This window comes from Desulfotalea psychrophila LSv54 (assembly GCF_000025945.1).
Lineage (GTDB): Bacteria > Desulfobacterota > Desulfobulbia > Desulfobulbales > Desulfocapsaceae > Desulfotalea > Desulfotalea psychrophila.
In genome coordinates, this window is sequence record NC_006138.1 from 3,239,812 (window position 1) to 3,256,652 (window position 16,841).

Annotated in this window: 18 protein-coding genes and 1 other RNA gene; 8 read left to right on the top strand and 11 right to left on the bottom strand. The window is 45.9% G+C overall.

Features of this window, described 5'->3' with window-relative positions:
• Positions 1-36 precede the first annotated feature (36 nt).
• The 6 genes from tyrS to DP_RS14555 form a co-directional block, all read right to left on the bottom strand.
• Positions 37-1,248: a tyrosine--tRNA ligase gene (gene tyrS / locus DP_RS14535; protein ID WP_041278072.1), complete on the bottom strand. Its 1,212-nt coding sequence runs from the start codon at positions 1,246-1,248 to the stop codon at positions 37-39.
• 64 nt (positions 1,249-1,312) lie between these two features.
• Entirely contained in the window at positions 1,313-2,878 is a 1,566-nt protein-coding gene (rny, locus tag DP_RS14540) for a ribonuclease Y (RefSeq protein WP_011190111.1), read from the bottom strand.
• A 432-nt stretch (positions 2,879-3,310) separates the two neighbouring features.
• Positions 3,311-3,483, bottom strand: a non-coding RNA gene (ssrS, locus tag DP_RS17645) — 6S RNA.
• An 80-nt stretch (positions 3,484-3,563) separates the two neighbouring features.
• Positions 3,564-3,860, bottom strand: a complete 297-nt coding sequence (locus DP_RS14545) for a cell division protein ZapA (RefSeq protein WP_041278073.1) — start codon at positions 3,858-3,860, stop codon at positions 3,564-3,566.
• Between the two features lie 68 nt (positions 3,861-3,928).
• Positions 3,929-4,216: a hypothetical protein gene (locus tag DP_RS14550; protein WP_011190113.1), complete on the bottom strand. Its 288-nt coding sequence runs from the start codon at positions 4,214-4,216 to the stop codon at positions 3,929-3,931.
• A 90-nt stretch (positions 4,217-4,306) separates the two neighbouring features.
• Positions 4,307-4,795, bottom strand: a complete 489-nt coding sequence (locus DP_RS14555) for an NUDIX hydrolase (RefSeq protein WP_041278854.1) — start codon at positions 4,793-4,795, stop codon at positions 4,307-4,309.
• A 65-nt stretch (positions 4,796-4,860) separates the two neighbouring features.
• Here DP_RS14555 and DP_RS14560 point away from each other — a divergent pair, with 65 nt between their 5' ends.
• Together DP_RS14560 and DP_RS14565 are read left to right on the top strand one after the other, a co-directional pair.
• Positions 4,861-6,234 carry a LysM peptidoglycan-binding domain-containing protein gene (locus DP_RS14560; protein WP_011190115.1) on the top strand — a complete coding sequence of 458 codons (1,374 nt, stop codon included), beginning with the start codon at positions 4,861-4,863 and terminating at the stop codon, positions 6,232-6,234.
• Between the two features lie 137 nt (positions 6,235-6,371).
• Positions 6,372-6,734 (top strand): molybdenum cofactor biosynthesis protein MoaE, encoded by a 363-nt coding sequence (locus tag DP_RS14565; RefSeq protein ID WP_011190116.1) that lies wholly within the window; start codon positions 6,372-6,374, stop codon positions 6,732-6,734.
• Here the strand turns inward: DP_RS14565 and DP_RS19390 are convergent.
• Positions 6,685-6,798 carry a DUF5516 domain-containing protein gene (locus DP_RS19390; RefSeq protein ID WP_456151368.1) on the bottom strand — a complete coding sequence of 38 codons (114 nt, stop codon included), beginning with the start codon at positions 6,796-6,798 and terminating at the stop codon, positions 6,685-6,687. The two genes, DP_RS14565 and DP_RS19390, sit on opposite strands and share 50 nt — an antisense overlap.
• Positions 6,799-6,806: 8 nt before the next feature.
• Between DP_RS19390 and DP_RS14570 the strand changes: the two genes are divergently transcribed.
• Positions 6,807-8,039: a YihY/virulence factor BrkB family protein gene (locus DP_RS14570; RefSeq protein ID WP_011190117.1), complete on the top strand. Its 1,233-nt coding sequence runs from the start codon at positions 6,807-6,809 to the stop codon at positions 8,037-8,039.
• 111 nt (positions 8,040-8,150) lie between these two features.
• On the opposite strand, the gene DP_RS14575 is transcribed toward DP_RS14570, so the two are convergent.
• Genes DP_RS14575 through DP_RS14585 form a run of 3 tightly spaced genes read right to left on the bottom strand, consistent with a single transcriptional unit; the run spans position 8,151 to position 12,017 of the window.
• A complete protein-coding gene (locus DP_RS14575; RefSeq protein WP_011190118.1) occupies positions 8,151-8,456 on the bottom strand; it encodes an HNH endonuclease in 306 nt (101 codons plus the stop codon).
• Entirely contained in the window at positions 8,457-9,782 is a 1,326-nt protein-coding gene (locus DP_RS14580; protein ID WP_011190119.1) for a bifunctional folylpolyglutamate synthase/dihydrofolate synthase, read from the bottom strand.
• A gap of 33 nt (positions 9,783-9,815) precedes the next feature.
• Positions 9,816-12,017, bottom strand: a complete 2,202-nt coding sequence (locus DP_RS14585; RefSeq protein WP_011190120.1) for an ATP-dependent helicase — start codon at positions 12,015-12,017, stop codon at positions 9,816-9,818.
• A gap of 146 nt (positions 12,018-12,163) precedes the next feature.
• On the opposite strand from DP_RS14585, the gene DP_RS14590 reads away from it, so the two are divergent.
• From DP_RS14590 to DP_RS14600, 3 genes are all read left to right on the top strand, one after another.
• On the top strand, positions 12,164-12,562 hold the full coding sequence (locus DP_RS14590) for a hypothetical protein (protein ID WP_041278074.1): 399 nt from the start codon (positions 12,164-12,166) through the stop codon (positions 12,560-12,562).
• A 129-nt stretch (positions 12,563-12,691) separates the two neighbouring features.
• Positions 12,692-13,738: a glycoside hydrolase family 3 protein gene (locus tag DP_RS14595; RefSeq protein ID WP_049785120.1), complete on the top strand. Its 1,047-nt coding sequence runs from the start codon at positions 12,692-12,694 to the stop codon at positions 13,736-13,738.
• Positions 13,738-14,151, top strand: a complete 414-nt coding sequence (locus DP_RS14600) for an NINE protein (protein WP_011190123.1) — start codon at positions 13,738-13,740, stop codon at positions 14,149-14,151. Before DP_RS14595 ends, DP_RS14600 begins: the two co-directional genes overlap by 1 nt.
• 33 nt (positions 14,152-14,184) lie before the next feature.
• On the opposite strand, the gene DP_RS14605 is transcribed toward DP_RS14600, so the two are convergent.
• The gene (locus tag DP_RS14605; protein WP_162096666.1) at positions 14,185-15,717 is read right to left on the bottom strand and encodes a hybrid sensor histidine kinase/response regulator; all 1,533 of its coding nucleotides are present in this window, start codon (positions 15,715-15,717) and stop codon (positions 14,185-14,187) included.
• A gap of 207 nt (positions 15,718-15,924) precedes the next feature.
• Between DP_RS14605 and DP_RS14610 the strand changes: the two genes are divergently transcribed.
• Positions 15,925-16,203, top strand: a complete 279-nt coding sequence (locus DP_RS14610; protein ID WP_011190125.1) for an HP0495 family protein — start codon at positions 15,925-15,927, stop codon at positions 16,201-16,203.
• 20 nt (positions 16,204-16,223) lie between these two features.
• Positions 16,224-16,745, top strand: coding sequence for a hypothetical protein (locus tag DP_RS14615; RefSeq protein ID WP_011190126.1), 522 nt, complete (start codon positions 16,224-16,226; stop codon positions 16,743-16,745).
• Positions 16,746-16,841: the final 96 nt, after the last annotated feature.

A 16,841-nucleotide genomic window follows, 5' to 3' on the forward strand; every position in this document is an offset into this window, starting at 1 on the left:
CCCTTTTTTAACTACCTGCCCTATGCTTACCAGTCTTTATGCAAAAATCACCTTAACAAAACGGCGCTTGCCAACCTTAATAAGCACCTCTCCTTCGGGAGAGATGAGCATGCTCTCATCAACGGCTTTCTCTCCGTCCAGGGAAACAGCACCCTGTTTAATCATACGGCGTCCCTCGGAGGTAGACTTCACCATCTCTGCATCGGCGAGCAACTTAGGCAACCAGATAGGCTCGTCCAAGCTCACCTGATACTCCGGCAAATCTTCCGGAATTCCACCTTTTTTAAAGACATTCTCAAAATTCTGTTCGGCGGCAATAGCTGCCTCCTCACTATGATAACGAGCTGTAAGCTCCCGAGCCAACTGCTTCTTAACCTCTTTAGGATGCAGGGTCCCTGCTTCCATTTGAGCACGAAGATCCGCAATTTCAGCCGTCGTCAAATCACTTAAGAGCTCATAATAACGAAACATAAGATCATCGGATACCGAGAGGACCTTGCCATAAATAGAATCGGCGTCCTCGGTAATACCAATATAATTACCAAGAGATTTACTCATCTTGTTGACCCCGTCAAGACCTTCAAGCAGGGGTAGGGTGAGGACAACCTGTGGCGCTTGGCCCCTTGATCGTTGCAGGTCACGGCCCATGAGCACATTAAAGCGCTGATCGGTACCACCAATCTCAACATCTGCCTCCAGGGCAACAGAGTCATATCCCTGAATAAGTGGGTACATGAACTCATGAATGGAAATCGGCTTACCTGATTCATAACGGTTTTTAAAATCTTCTCGCTCAAGCATTCTGGCAACAGTCAGCTCCGAGGCAAGTTGAATCATTTCATGGGCGGTCAACTTACTCAGCCAAGTACTGTTAAAAGCCACGGTGGTCTTTTCTGGATCAAGAATCTTAAAAACCTGCTTCTTGTAGGTCTCGGCGTTTTCAGCAACCTGTTCGACGGTCAGAGCCTTACGAGTCTCTGACTTGCCTGTGGGATCGCCAATCATACCGGTAAAGTCACCAATCAAAAAGATAACCTGATGCCCGAGATCCTGAAATTGCTTTAATTTCTGCAGGAGCACAGTATGACCAAGATGAAGATCCGGGGCAGTTGGATCAAAGCCGGCCTTTACCTTTAGGGGAATACCGGTCTCAGCTGATTTTTTGAGCTTTTTCACCAGTTCATCACGGGAAATACAGTCAACACATCCCCGTTCTATCAATTCTATCTGTTCTTCAAGAGAAGGCATATCCACACTCTACTTTTTTTTTATCTGTAAGCCAGGGAGGCGCAGGGTCTGCCCTCCCCATCCTTTATTTTGCGTACTCTACCGACCTTGTCTCACGAATAACTGTGACACGAATCTGACCTGGATAGGTAAGTTTTTCTTCAATACTTGCAGCAATATTCCTACTCAAAAGCGTCGCCTCGGCATCACTTATCTTTTGAGCATCTGCAATAATACGCAAATCACGACCCGCCTGAATTGCATAGGATTTATCTACCCCAGGAAATTTATTAGCTATCGCCTCTAGGTCTTCTAAACGCTTAACATAACTTTGAAGCATCTCTTTACGAGCGCCGGGACGGGCGCCAGAAAGTGCATCCGCTGCCTGAACCAGGATATCCAAAACACTCTTGGGAGGTTGATCGGCATGGTGAGCACCAATTGCATAGACAATCTCATCAGGCTCGCCATATTTCTTAGCCAGATCCCGACCAATAACAGCATGGGACCCCTCAACCTCATGATCAACAGCCTTGCCGATATCATGCAACAGCCCAGCCCGCTTAGCCATTTTCACATCAATACCCAACTCGGCTGCCATGATGCCACAGAGAAAGGCCACCTCAAGAGAGTGTTGTAAGACGTTTTGCCCATAACTGGTACGGTAACGCAAACGGCCAAGAAGTTTGATCAACTCTACGTGGACGCCATGAGCACCAACATCAAACGTTGCCTGCTCACCAGCCTCACACATAACTTCATCAAGCTCTTTCGACACCTTCTCAACAACCTCTTCAATTCTACCTGGATGAATACGACCATCACTGATTAGTTGAATGAGAGCAAGACGGGCAACTTCACGACGGACAGGATTGAAGCCGGAAAGAATAACAGCCTCCGGAGTATCATCAATAATAATATCAATCCCCGTTGCTGCTTCGATAGCACGAATATTGCGACCCTCTCGACCAATAATACGGCCCTTCATCTCATCACTTGGCAGAGGTACCATGGAAACTGTCTTATCGGCGACATAGTCACCGGCATAACGACAAATTGCCAGGGCCAAAATACTACGCGCCTTGCGATCTGCCTCAAGTTTCATCTCATTTTCAATTTTAGAGAGCCGTTTCGCCGCATCCATCTGGGCCTCACTCTCAATGGATTCCATCAAGAGCTTTTTCGCCTCATCCTGGGTAATACCGGCAATACGAGCAAGTTCGTCCCGTTGTTTGAGGATCTCATTATCAGCTTCCTCATGTTTTACATCTACCTCACGCAGGCGACGTTCAAGGGCCTTCTCGGCAACAACATGACGACTTTGACGTTTTTCAAAACGCTCATTTTCACGTTTTATATTATCACGTTGCTTCTTCAGCTGTCGATGTTCATCCTTAAGATCATCACGTTCAAGCTTTACCTCAGCCTCTAAGCTCTGCTTTATTTGATACACCTCTTCCTTGCTCTGCAACAAGGCTTCCTTCTTTAACTGCTCGGCATCAATAATAGCATTTTCAATAATCTGCTTACTCTGAGCCTGAATATTCTGCTGTTGACGTTCAACAAGCTGTTTCCTCAGGAAAAAACCAATCAAGCAACCGACAATTAAGTCAAGCCCCAGATAAACAAATGGATGTTCAATAAAAAACATAAGAGATTTCGCCTATATACACGACTGACACTACAGAAACACAGGAAGAGGCACAACAAGATATGACATAGAATATGCCACAAGAAAAAGCTATTAAACAAGAAAGTTACCGCCTAGACTGAAGACCCGTTCTACTCCACAGCAACATAGAAACAAAAGCCACCAGTCACCCTACAAACAAAAAAACCTTCTCCCCAATATGCCGTTATCCTCACTGAAAAGAGGAGATAAGAGAAAACCCATATCCAACCTTTCAACATCCGTATATTACTCAACAGAATTTCTGTTGGAATCAATCTTCTTAATTATTTTAATGCACCAGCAAGAGTCTTATCACAACGATCTACTCTTGCTTCCACATTTATTTGCATTTATATTTTGAGATAAAACTATATCCCACAGGATCCAAACAAGATCTCTGAAAAATCATAAAAATCCCCCACACTGCCGTGTCGCTAAGATAGTTAAACCTAAATTAATAGGTGGGCATCATATTATCAGCTCAGCCAATTCGTCACCGATTCACCTTTACTGACAAGAGACAACGCCCTTTTATTGAGAGTTGGCTCAACACACTTTAGCAATCACCAACAGCACAGGGGAATATCATCTTTTCTTCTAAACTTACACTCACTAGGATAGCAAATTTTTGCTTAAACGAAAACCTATTTAAGGTCCTCCAGCACTATTTTTCCAAGTGACCTGCTATATCTTCACTAAGCTGGCTAATGCGCCTCAAAGAGTCTTCACGATACTGACGAGAATCGCGTTGCAGACAGACATAATCAGAGGCCATCTTCAAACAGGCACGCACAGCGATTTTTGCTACCAATAAAGACCCCTTTGGTCCATCATTATCCTCCCTTATGCCATCACGAACCAAAGAGAGGATGTGCTCCATATCCTCTTCGGACTCTTCCGTATAAAAAGAAAATTGTTGACCAAGAAGCTCAAATTGTACTAATCGCTCACTATCTGACATAGACATAACCTCTGCACAACAAAAAAGCTTGCTCTCATAAATTGACGCCCAGCTTTTTGTCAGATACCTTAGCCATTATGGTAAGAAGACTCTTGAACCACATCTTCCTGTACCACAGGGCTCTCTGCAGATACACCTCCACCAGTCAGATCACGCTCCCAGCTTTCAAACTGGGTAACAATGCGAGTCACACGCTCTGAAATATCCTCTTTCTCTAACTGTTGCATAGCAAGCTGATCATTGAGTTCTTCGATAACAGCCTGCTTTTCAACAAGTTTAACCCGCAAGGTCTCAAAATCCTTCAAAAGCTTTCCTACAAATATTTCAAGTCGTTGCAATTCATTTCCTTCACTCATCGTAATCGCCTCTCAACCCAATAACGTTTTATAAAAATAATCTCATTTTTAAGTAAAAAATTCATATATTTGCTTCACTAACAACAAAAACTATATTCGAGAATAACTCCAACTCAAAGGACGGGAGCCATTATACGGCATATAACCATGAAAGGTACGCGGATCATCGTCAAAAACAAGCGGCAAAAAATAACGATCTCCTTCCCACATAGGCAAGTCTTGGAGGCGATCGATATCTACCCACAACAAATCCCCCTCTTCATTAGAATTATAGGGGATACCGCTAAAAGCTTCAACACGAAAAATAAATCCGAGCCAATTCTCTCCATTCGGGCCAAAGCCTGTCCAGTTAATAGTACCTCGAAGTGTCACGTTTTCACAAACAATTCCCGCCTCCTCATGTATTTCCCGACGAAGACACTGCACAATATCTTCACTGGCCTCCATCTTACCACCAAGGCCATTATACTTCCCCAGGTGCTGATCAGATTCCCGTTTATTACGATGAACAAGCAAGGTCTGCTTGCCATTCGGAGATATAATATAGACAAGAGAGCCAATAATTGGTGTATACATGATTTTTAACACATCCTATAGACAAACATATTATTTTGCAGCCTGCCAGAGTATGATATAATCACGACATGAAAAGACTACGCATTAATCAAAGACAACAAAATGCCCAAGTATACACTGCATTTATTATAAAGGAAAAGAAATTCCTCAAAGTTTTCCTCTGTCTTTTTACAGTCCTACTACTTTCTAGCAGTGCCCATGCAACTCATCAGCTTAACTTTCCATATTATCCTGAAATAAAGGTCAATATCGATTTCTGGGAAAAAATATACGGTATCTATAGCCAGGGAGAGGGGATTGTCCATGATAGGGAACAGCTTAACCTCGTTTACGAGATAATTCCTCTCATCGACCCCACCCTTCCAGCCGCGACTCGAATAAACCGGAACACTCGAAAAAGGGTCCTTAAAAAATACAAAACTCTCCTCATTGCCCTCAGCACAGGGACGCCTGCAAGAACTCTTAACGAAAAGAGGGTGGCAAGCTATTTCAGAGGAAAAAACAGAAAAAAACGACTTCGCCAAGCTGCCAAAAATATCCGTATTCAAACAGGCCTGAAAAAACGCTTTGAACAGGGAGTCGTTCGTTCCGGTAGATACATAAATGAAATCAAGAAAGTATTTATCTCCCGCGGCCTGCCCATGGAGCTTGCCTACCTACCCCACGTTGAATCCAGCTTCAATAGCAAGGCCCACAGCAAATATGGTGCCCGCGGCATGTGGCAATTCACTAAGAGCACAGGAAGGGACTATCTACGAATCGACAGACTCATCGATGAACGTTGTGATCCCATACGAGCATCGGAGGCCGCAGCCTCTTATCTCAAAGAGAGTTTTGCAGTATTGGGCACTTGGCCCCTCGCCCTAACCTCATATAATTATGGTAGAGCCGGAATGCTTCGAGCCCTCAAGACCAAGGGGAGCTATCCTAAAATGTTCGAGTCCTACAGTGAAGGCCATTTTAAATTTGCCTCGCGAAATGTCTATCCAGAGTTCATTGCCGCCTACAATGTTGCCCGGAGGATAGAACAAAATAGCAGTATAAAAAAAGAACGAGCCCTACGGACAAGATATCTGCAGATATCAAATTTCATAAGTACCGCCAGCATTGGTCGGCATTTTAAATTACCGGAACGGGTTATAGCAGAACTGAACCCGGCCCTGAGCAATTTTATCCTCAGCGGAGATAAGTACATTCCCGCCGGCTACATCCTTCGCCTTCCCCAAACTCCACTGATCAGCAAACGCCTGAACAAGATTCCTCCCTCTGCCTATCGAAAAAGGCAAAAAAAGGACAATTTTCACATCGTACAAAGAGGAGAAACGGCAGGCTCCATCGCCATCCAGCACGAAGTTTCTCTCACAAGCCTGATCCTGGCCAACAAGTTGGATGAAGATGCCACAATCCGCCGTAAACAAAAACTAAGACTGCCCATCTTATAAGCCTTGTGTTTTTACACACAATTAATACAATGACAACATTGTATCCAGGCATTAGAGATATGCAGGTCAAAACATTTTACCCAAACGAACTCAACATGCCATAGGCAGATGGTTGACAAAAAGCACAGGGAGCACATATGAATATATCAGCAAAAATAGCCGAATTAAAAAAACGACCTGACTTTGCAGAGAACGTGGGAATGATCCTTGCCCACAATGGCGTAGTCAGGAAGTGGTCCAGAGCCCAGGAAGGAAAAATAAATGTTCTTGAGGTAAGGGCCAACAAAAATAAAATAGAGGCTCTTCGCCAAGAATACCTTAAACACGAGGGTATTTATGAAATACTGGTAGAATCTCACTCAGGAAAATTTTACCCTGGAGATGATCTTTTATTCATCGTTGTAGCAGGGGATATCCGAGAAAATGTCAAACCGGTTCTCTCAGACCTCCTCAACAGAATAAAGAGTGAAGCCATTGAGAAGAGGGAAATTTTCGAATAATATCCTTTACAATTACTGCCAGAGTCCACAGGGCCTCGGCAGTAAGCCCCCCTCCCCCCTTCAATAAAACATATGCAAAACAAAATACTCTCCGCCCAAAGACTTCAGCGAATCGGCACCTACCTTCTGCAGCAAACCATCATCATAATTATTAGTACCGCACGGGGATTTAAACAAAATAAACTCTCCCTTCGGTCAAGTGCCCTGACATACACTACCCTACTCTCTCTGGTACCAATACTTGCCATGAGCACCGCTGTAGTGAAGGGCTTAGGCGGAGGCGACCAACTACGAAATGTTGCCTATAGCTATATCCAGACCCTGGAAAAGGCATCGCCTGCCGCTGCCCCGACGGACCAGGGGAGCGACAAATCCACATTTACCACCCATCTCCGTTCAGCGGTAAAGCAGGTATTTGACTATGTGGACAGAACAAATTTTGCCACCTTGGGTTCCTTTGGCATGGCCGGCATCATCCTCAGTGTCATCCTGGTCTTCAGCCATATTGAAACGGCAATGAACGCCATCTGGAAGGTACACAGTAGCAGGTCTATAATGCGTAAGCTCTCAGACTACGTCACCCTTTTAGTCCTTATGCCTATTTCCATAAATATAGCCTTTGCCGCAAGCGCCTTCCTCAAAAGCCCCACACTCAACTCTAAAATTGATATTTTTGTCCCCTTTGCCTGGCTACAGACACTCCTCTTTCAATTTATCCCCGTCTTCTTTATAGCCCTGACTCTCTATGTTATTTATCTCTTTTTCCCAAACACCAAGGTGAAAAACCTTCCGGCAGCGCTCGGCGCCCTCCTTGCCGGCAGCCTTTGGTTTTTCGTGCAAAACATTTACATAGGTCTACAAATTGGGGTGGGCAACTACAACGCCATCTATGGCTCCTTCGCAACAGTACCACTGTTTCTTATCTGGATGTATCTGGGCTGGGTGTTCATCCTCTTTGGGGCTCAATTTGCCTTTGCCATCCAAAACAGAAAGAGCTACTCCCTCCGGCCCGACAACAGCTCCCCCGCACTTCAGCTAGGTGCAGCCTTTGATATTATAAATCTCGTCCACAAGAATCCACTGGCCATAACAGAGATAGAAGGCAAACTGACTGACTACTCAGCAGAACTCATAAAAGAGACCATCACAAAACTGCATCGCGGTACAGCCATCCATATCATAGAGGAGACCTATCTTGTCCCCACGACACCCAGAAAAAAAATAAGCTCCCCTGCCATCATCTCCATCATCCTTGGCCAGGAATTCGAAAATATAATAGAAAAAAAAACGCCAACACCCCTCTAATTTTGCATAAAAAAAGCCCTGCAGTAAATGTCTTATAAAAGATATTCACGGCAGGGCTGAGGGGCATGGGGGGCTTACCATCCCTAATTCTGGTAAAGACAAAAAGGTAAATTATTTTTTCTCTGCAAGACCCTCCTGATAGGCCTCCCATTCCAGAGGAAGCATATTTTTTTTCTTATTATTGCAATCCTTACAACAGGGCACCAGATTATCCTTAGAACTCCTGCCACCACGGGCAAGGGGCACCAGATGATCCATGGTCACATCCTTATAGAGCACCTTTTTACTACAGTAATAGCAGAGTCCTGAAGAGGTTTTCTGCTGCCACCAACGGGTCTTCCGCAAATCACGGGCCTTGGCCCGTTCCCTGCGTATGGTCGCCTCATCCACCGCATCAAAATCAAAATTTTCTATCATTTAAACAAGTTCTCCAACAAGAATTGGCCGTAATTCACCCATGAGATAGAGAGAACCGGCTATCAGAATAAGATCATCCTTGCCGGCCATCCTCTCCGCATACTCAAGGGCTAATGAGGATGAGGTAAAACAGGTCGTCTTTTTCCGGTCATCCTCTGTGAGCAGGGCAAACATGGCGGCTGGCTCCGCCGCTCGTTCACTGTCAACAGCTGTCAAACAGAGCAGGTCAACATGGGGGACAATCCTGTTCAAACCCGTGGCAATGTCCTTATCGGCCATGGCGCCCCAGACGCAGATAAGTCGCCTATATGAATAGAGAGCAAGAGCCTCCACCAAACTGGCAATACCGGCAGGATTATGAGCTCCATCCAAAAGATATGGAGCAGGGCTACGATCCAGCTGCAAATACTCTAACCGGCCCGGCCAGGAGACAGAGAAAAGCCCGGACCGCAGTTCATCCTCTGAAACCACAAAGCCGTGCCTTTTTAACAGGCAAAGGGTAGTGAGCACCAGAGCACCGTTTTCTGCCTGAATGCGGCCTGGCTTGGCATTTTCCACGGCCTGCAAACTGGCATCTGCCAAAAAACCCTCGCCCTGGTAATCCCAGCTGGCCCCTGCCAGCCAATGGGCATCAAAATCCCGCCCGGCAAGATAGAGGGGGGCCTTTTTCTCCCGGGCAAAACCCGCCACCACCGCAACAACCTTCGGGTCATAGCTACCACAGACGACAGGCACACCCTCCTTGATAATACCCGCCTTCTCAGAGGCAACAGCCTCTATGGTATCACCGAGATAGGCCACATGATCAATGCTAATACTGGTAATGATCGTTAGCAAAGGCTGACGCACCACATTGGTTGCATCCAACCTGCCACCAAGTCCAGTCTCCAAGACGACAAGATCCACCCCTCTCTCATAAAACCAAAGAAAGGCAAGGGCAGTGGTAAACTCAAAATAGGTTATCGGCCGCCCGGCAAGCCTTGTCCTAATTCGGTCAGTAAGACAGGCAAAGTCTGCGCGAGAGATATACTCATCGTTAATGCGAAATCTCTCTCGCGGGGAGCTCAGATGCGGCGAGGTATAAAGGCCAAGCTGATAGCCACCTTTTGCCAAGACAGAGACCAGCGAGGAACAGACTGAACCCTTACCGTTTGTCCCGGCTACATGAACAACCTTCATCTTAGCCTCTGGATTATCAAAGAGAGCTAAAAAGTCACGCATGGGGGCAAGCCCAAGTTTTATTTTATGAAACTGCAAACTATCCAGAAAGGCAAGGGCATCCTGGTAGCGACTTTCAATGGTCGCTTGATCGGAAATATCAGACATATTTTTATAAAAAGAGTACCTGTTATATTTATCTTAGACGAGCTCTAGTTTTGCATAATCCAAATGGAGCGCCTTGGTTCCATACTGTTCAAACTCCACCTCAATGGCAGGGCCACCCGGCATTTTTTTCACCGTTCCCTCCCCAAAAAATGGATGCTTTACCCGAGTGCCAAGGGACAAATCAGCCCTCTTCAACCCCGCAGGTCTTGAACGCCTCCCTGCAGGTATGCCCACCGGACGGGGAGAGTTACTCTCCGCAAAACGGGAGGGTCTGCTCAAAGAGGATGTCGATGAGCCCTCCACTCTCTCATAGAGCATATCCTTAAGCTCAACCAAATAGGGAGACATCCCCACCCTCTTAAACTGACGATCGGGGGTCATCATCTGTCGTGGATAGGTCAAATAGAGATGTTTTCTTGCTCTGGTTGCGGCAACATAGAGGAGACGGCGTTCCTCCTCCCACTGTGGGCCAAAACCGACAGTGTTAGCGTGGGGAAAACGTCCCTCGGCAAGACCCATAACAAAGACAGCATCAAACTCCAGACCCTTTGAAGAGTGAATAGTTGAAAGCACCATCCGCTTACCGTCAGGGGTTTTATCTGCTGTGGGTGCCGGCGGATCAAGGGTGGTATCATCGATAAATTTTTGCAAGTCATCATAGCCAGCAATAACACCCTTAAAATGCTCAAGATCCTTCTCGCGCTTGGGATAATCATCACTATAGAGGCGCTCAAACAGAGGTGTATAGTAGTTCAAAACCAACTCATAGAGCGCCGCGGGTGTCCTCTCTGTAACCCGGAGCTCCCGAAAGAGATCGGCTAGACCTGCAATAATATCCACGGAGGCCTTACTAGCAGGATAGTTCTTCAGGCTAAGAAAGGGGTCAAAGGTGGGCACAATAGTTGTGGTAATCTTCTGTGCTGTCTTGGGACCAATACGGTCAAGCTGGAGCAAAACCCGATTCCAGGAGAGATTATCCCGGGGATTAACCAAGAGGCGGAGAAAGGAGAGAACATCTTTCATATGGGCGGCTTCAGTAAGTTTTAGCCCACCACGTTTCTCAAACTCAATGCCTGCTGCTCCCAGACCAATCTCAAGTTTATAGGAGTGAAAGCCCGAACGAAAGAGCACGGCAATTTCCGAGGGGTCAATCCCATCCCGAATATGTTGCTGAACCCTGGCGAGAATAAACGTTGCCTCGGCCTGCTCATCACGAGCCCCATAAACAATCGGCCGCTGCTCACCTTTTATATTACTGTGGAGGGACTTGGTATATTTTTCCGAGGCATTGGCAATGAGATCATTGGTCAAGGAGAGGATGGGCTGAGTCGAACGATAATTTTCCTCCAACTTTATCAGTTTGGCCCCAGGAAACTCCTTGGGAAAACGCATAATATTATAGAAGTCTGCCCCTCGAAAGGAGTAGATGGACTGGGAATCATCCCCCACCACCATCACATTGCTATGTTCCGAGGCAAGCAATCGAATAATATCGGCCTGAATAAGATTGGTATCCTGATACTCATCAACCATCACATAACGAAATCGATGGGACATCATGGAACGCACCTCGGGCGACTCCTGGAGCAGGAGCTTCCAGTTAACCAACAGGTCATCATAATCCATAAGGACATTATCCCTCTTAAAGGTATGATAATGTCTGCCAAGTCTCAAAATATCAGCGCAGTGATCAGCCAGATGTCCATACTGATCATGGATCAACTCTTCCATCGGGGTAGACTTATTAATCGATCCACTGATTATATTAATAATGATCCGCTTTCCCGGAAAACGCTTATCTCCCTTGCCCATCTCAAGAGAAGATTTCAGCAAATTAATGATACCCTCTGCATCGGCCCGGTCAATAATAGTAAAACCCTTGCCCCAACCCATATGACTGCCATATTGGCGAAGTAACATATTGGCGACACCGTGAAATGTACCCCCCATCACCCGGGAACAGTTTTCCCCCAGGAGTTCACCTGCACGCCAAACCATTTCCTGGGATGCCTTGCGGGTAAAGGTCAAAAGAAGGATAGACTCCGGGGCCACTCCCTTATCCAGGAGGTGCGCTACCCTGTATATCAGGGTGCGGGTCTTGCCACTTCCGGCACCGGCAATGACCAAAACAGGCCCTTCGGTGGTGGTCACAGCCAAATGCTGGGCTGGATTCAGACCACTCAGATCAATGGGGGAGGGATCAGCTGTTGCAAAATTTGTTTTATCAATATTCATAGCCGAGCAACTTACCACAGTCCCACCGGAGCTGGCAACTTTGGTTGACAAAATAACGCCTATAGCTATAGTGCCTACTCTAGGACAAGATGTTACCCATCCGGGGTACACGGAAAATAATCAATTATAATAAAAAGTTATCAGATATGAACATCACCGAAATGAGTAGCACTTTCACACCTGAGGCCTTAAATAAAATTTTCCCAGCCAAAAAAGCCGACGAATTTTTCGACGCCCTTTTTGGCGATGCCAGTGAGGGCGCCTACGATATCCAACTCGCCTTTGCCGCTATGAACGAAAACCAATTAGAGATGGCCCTTCAGCTTCAACAGCGACCAGGCCGTTGCCTGGCCTGCAACCTTACCCACGGCCTGCCACAGGTTTTTTCACGTCATCCCCTGCTGAACATTGCCGGTGTGGTCAAAGATTTGGGTAGTCTTTTGGGCGACAGCCTTGAGTGTGGTGAATGGAGCTTGGGACACACAGAACAACGCAGCGCAGCAATGCATGTTATTCCACTGAAAATATCCCTTAAAACCATCTAGGCTGCGTAAAGATCAACCAAAGGCCCAATCTCTCCTCGGCCATTGGTTGATCCTGCCGCTACCCAAAGAGCCCCTTCCGCAAAACAGCGCATTCCCTTCAACCTTTTCTCCAATAGCAAAAATCTGACCATGCCTATATCAACAGAAAAAAAACTCGGCTCTCTCTTGATGACAGGTTTTATCGGCGAGGAAATCAGCCAGTGCAGCTCTACAGTTAACGATATCAAAGAGCATGGCCTAGGCGGAGTTATTCTCTTTGACAAATGTCTGGCAACAGGTTCCAGGAAAAACAACATCACATCGCCTGAGCAGATGGCAAAACTCACCTCCGACCTGCAGAGCTGTTCGGCAGAACCCCTTCTTATTGCCGTAGATCAGGAAGGAGGAATGGTAAGTCGCTTTAGGTCGGCCTACGGTTTTTCCACCAGCCCGAGCGCCCTTATGCTCGGGCAACAGGACGACTTAGAAAAATGCCGGGAGGCGGCAGAGCAGACCAGTCAAATGCTCAAAGATGCTGGAGTGAACTTCAATCTCGCACCGGTAGTTGACCTTGACCTCACCGCCCTAAACCCCATCATCGGCAAATACCAGCGAAGCTTTGGTGATAACGCGCAGACAGTGATTGAGTGTGCACTCAGCTGGATGAGCGCCCATAGGAAGTCCGGCATTCTCTCCTGCCTTAAACATTTCCCCGGGCACGGCAGTTCCCTCGCTGATTCGCATCGGGGCTTTGTCGATATAACTGAGAGCTGGGATAGAGAAGAGCTACTCCCCTACAAAAAAATCCACCAACGGACAGAGATCGATGCCATCATGATGGGGCACCTCTTCCACAAAAATCTCGACCCACTCTACCCGGCAAGTCTCTCCAAAAGAATAATAGACTCTCTCCTGCGCCAGGAGATGAACTACCAGGGATTGATTATTTCAGACGATATGCAAATGGGGGCAATAACAAAATACTATGGCCTTGAAAAGGCCTGCTGCCGAGCTATCTGTGCTGGAGTCGACATGGTGATCATTGGTAACAACATCTCCTCTGACCCCAAAATAGTGACAAAGATAACAGACAGCTTAAAAAATTCCATTGACCAGGGACTTCTGAGTGAAGCCAGAGTGGATCAAGCCTGGCAACGAGTTCAAGGCCTAAAAAATAAACTCCATAAGGGAGAATAATGCACAAAACCTACCACAAACCAACCCATTCCATCGCCATGGGATATATTCTCTGGATTTTTGGTTTTCTGGGCGCCCACCGTTTTTACTATGGCAGACAAATCTCCGCCACCATCTACTTCTTCACCTGTGGTCTTTTTTTCATTGGTTGGATAGTGGATCTCTTCCTCATTCCCGGTATGAACGAAGAGGCCGATATTCGTTATAACCAAGGTGACATTGATTTTAATCTTGCTTGGGTCCTTCTCACCTTCCTTGGCCTGCTAGGAGCCCATCGCATGTATATGGGGAAATGGATAACGGGCATTATCTACCTGCTCACTCTGGGACTAGGCGGCCTTGGTTATATCTATGACCTATGGACCCTCAACGAACAGATAAGTATTAAAAACGGTCTCGCTGAACGGCAATAAAAAACCTGCTCAACCTATAGGCCTCAAGGTTCTTTATAAAAGAAACTCCCCCTTAGCCAGGACGGTGGCAACAACCCTGGCAAGCTCTTTAAAAGAGACAGGCTTCAAACAGCAGTGATTTATACCTACCTTACCAAGGGCCGCCTCTGAAATCTTCTCGCTATAGCCTGTACAAAGAACAACGGGAAGATCAGGGCGCACCTTTCTCACCTCCCCGCAGAGCTCCACCCCCGTCAGATCCGGCATGGTCAAGTCTGTAATTAACAGATCAAACCTGCTAGGATCCTGAAGAAAGAGAACAAGGGCCTTGCGGGCAGAGGTAAGGGGAAGAACGCGATAACCAAGTCGTTCGAGAAGAGCGGCAGAAACGTCCACTACCTGCTCATCATCATCAACCAATAAAATATCAGCACTGCCACACTGCAACTCACTAAGGCTCACCACCTGTTCAACCAAAACCGCCTTTTCTGAAACAGGAAAAGAGACATGAAATGAAGTGCCGCAGCCAATTTCACTCTCCACCCTGAGACGCCCGCCATAACTATGCACCAGGCCATGAACAACGGCAAGTCCCATCCCTGTGCCCTGCTCTTTTTCGCGGGTGGTAAAATACGGCTCAAAAATACGTTCCAACAAAACATCCTCTATACCACAGCCTGTATCTGCAACTATTATCTCCAACCACTCTTCCCCCCCCTCATCCCTCTCCTCACTCACCAGGCTAATGGTCAAGGTGCCATGCCTGCCCTCCATTGCATGGCCGCTATTTGTACAGAGATTAACAATAATTTGCTGTAGATGAACGGGATCTATGGAGATACGTCCGCAATCTTCATCGAGATCAAGATTGATCTTGATAGTCGCTGGCAACATCGTCCGCATAAGTCTGGAGACCTCCTTTATAACAGGCTGACCATACTGCAAGGATATCTTCTGTTCAGCACTACATGAAAAGGTAAGTATCTGTTCCACAAGCTTTTGAGCCCTTCCGGCAGCAGACAATATCTCCCCCAGATAACCATCCATGGCTGAATCAAGTAGTCCCTCCTGCTCCATCCTCAGACGAATAATCTCTGAATAGCCCAAGATCGGAGTGAGAACATTATTAAAATCATGGGCAACGCCACCGGCAAGGGTACCAATGGCCTCCATTTTCTGTGTCTGTCGCAACCTCTTCTCTAAATGAAAACGCTCGGTAATATTGTTTACCAATAGCATTGCCCCAACAACATGGCCTTTTTCCTGCACAGGCGAGGAGGTTATTTCAAAAATAACATCCTCATCCTCTCCACCTTCACCCCTTAAAAGACCTGCACTGACACCCACCTCAACAGATGCATCCACAATAGTTTTGGCAACGGAGCAGCCGACACAATGTTCTGTATTTATTCGTAGCAAATCACAGCAATTAGCACCTTTACCATCTGCTGCCAGGAAGACCCCTCCCCTTGACGACCAAATCACCTCTAACTTTTTATTGACATATATCAGCATCCCTGAAAAGCCATTAACAATAGCTTGCAACTGACTATTTGACTCAGAAAAAACGCAATTTACTTTTTCCATCAGGTCCATGTCATATCACCATCTTAACTATTAAGTTTCAATATATTTTATTAACGATTTTTGTCGACAAAACAACAAATAAACATTCAATTCATTAGACGATTCCCTTTTGCTTGACTCACCTTAAAACAATAGTTATTAGTGCTGTTGAAAACAGTAAATTATCTTTTTCAAAAAAACTGATTTAAAATCATCACTATAAAAAATATGCTCATTCAAAATACAGACGAATTAAAGAAAAAACATCCTGAAATCGAATATCCATGCAGATGGCAATATAAGGTAATTGGCGAAGATGCCACCCTGGTAAAAGACGCCATCGTCAGTATCTGCACAGACACAAGCTTGGAAGTTACCTATTCGCATACCAGCTCTGGAGGAAAATACCACAGCTTTAATGCAAGTATTAAGGTAGAGAGTGAAGCAATGCGACTTTCAACTTTTGAATCTCTCAAGGCTCACCCATCTCTTAAAATGGTACTCTAACTCTTCAACATAGAGGAAACATGTCAGATAGCCAAATAGAAAATGATGCAGAAAAATCTCGTCTCATTGTCTCTCTTCGCGAGGGCGTTGCCCTGGTCCAAATGATTTTTTTCAAAGAATTACGGACACATTTAACAAACAACTATTCTGACAAGAGCAAAAGACATAATATAACCCTCACCAGTACCATTACCAATGAAATTTTTGGTACACCAAACCCAGAAGAATCCTTTGTCCACTTCCATAAAGAAAATTGGGCAATTATAGAACAAGAACTCCTTACCCTTAAAGAAAACTTTCCCCTGTTGCTTCCATCCCTAACGGATGCCCTACGCATCCAGACGCTCTGTGACAGCCAGGAAGGCCAAGACAGTTCAGCTGTCCTGGTGAAAGCAAATAATTTTGGTTTCTTACTGGAAGAACGCGAAGTACCTCTACCTTCAAATTTCATAACAGCTGTTAGAACAATTGGAGGTACATACAATCTAATAATTCCACCTGTACAGGTAAATCCTGAGCAGGAAGCAGCAATAACTCACTAGAAAACATACTTTTACTGTCTTCCACGTGAAGACAGGGTTATCACGGACCAAGAGAGAATACCTTTTTTCAAAGTCCCCTCATTGATAGCCTATAAA